A 1,232-nucleotide genomic window follows, 5' to 3' on the forward strand; every position below is an offset into this window, starting at 1 on the left:
CTTCAGCGCATACCATTGATTAACGTCCGCTTCCAAGGCTTTTGTATCCTTCGCCAGCAGCGCGCCAATGTTCTCTAATATCTCCGTCTGAATGGACGAATATATCTGAACGATAGGCCAGGACAATTGTTCCGCTTTCTCAGGTGTTACGCGTGCCATCAGACACCGCCGCCGCCAATTTCACTAACATCTGGCAGCTCGGTTGCCGCTTCTTCCTTCGCTTCTTTGATAAGCTCCCGCGCTTTCTCTTCAGGCACTTTGAGAATGTGCATAAGGCCCATATAACGAGGCATCAGCCCGCTGTTAACTAACTTCAGATAGAAGTTGGCGTTGGCATCCCGATCCTCTGCAATAGAGTCGTCAAAGTCAACGGTCACATCATAGTCAGGAGGGACAGTAAACACCTTGTAAAGCTTTGCGATCTCGCAAATAGTGGTAATCAGATTTATAATTCCCTCTTCGATCACAGTCTCATGGCTGTTCTTCGTTTGGAATGTCTTGCTGTTCTCACTGACTACCTCAGTAGCCGTTTTTACGCCCTGACCATCAAAAGAGAACACGCCAGGACTAAACCCTATTTGCATTGCGAAAAGATCCAATAGGGATTGAATAGCCTTAACGTGTTCTTCTACTCTCAGCTCAATAGAGTTGTCAACAATCTGTTGCCTGTCTACATCTTCAAAGTTGAAAGCCTCGTATACTTCGTCACTAGCGTCAAAATAACGGTGAAATTCCTCGGTTTCTGCGTTAACAACTGTCCTGATAGCTGAGTGTGGAACAATGATACGCTTTTTACCCAACCTGAATTCACGGTGATAGCTGTCAAAGGCTGTATCCAGGGCTTTTATTGTGTCGATAGCATTCGCATATAGCGAAACACCTAAAGGGCTTTGCAAATCAATGTTATTTGCTATGTTTGGCTTGAAATAAACAAACAAAGGGCGTGAAAGTCCTTCGATAGTCGCTTCCTTGGCTAAATCGGGATAAAGTGTGTCAAGCGCTACCTCTATTCCCCATTCACGGTTATTATCCGATTGGAACAGCTGATTTTTAATGACATATATTTCGCCATCCCATTGATGCCATTCGAGTAGCGTGTACCACTTATTGCCCCTCTTCGACACAGTTAGGAACACACCTTCCGTTATATCGCCGTTTGAATATGCCAATGGGATAAAGCAATCGGCAGTAACATAACTGATCTTTATTCTCTTTTGCCCCGCCCTATCCGC

1 protein-coding gene is annotated in these 1,232 nt (G+C 45.0%); it reads right to left on the reverse strand.

The window, feature by feature from the left end:
* Positions 1 to 158 precede the first annotated feature (158 nt).
* A partial coding sequence (locus tag ACFUTU_RS21410; RefSeq protein WP_377967964.1) for a phage portal protein occupies positions 159 to 1,232 on the reverse strand: 1,074 nt, incomplete at its 5' end.

The organism is Arthrobacter sp. NPDC057388, assembly GCF_042668165.1.
GTDB lineage: Bacteria > Actinomycetota > Actinomycetes > Actinomycetales > Micrococcaceae > Arthrobacter.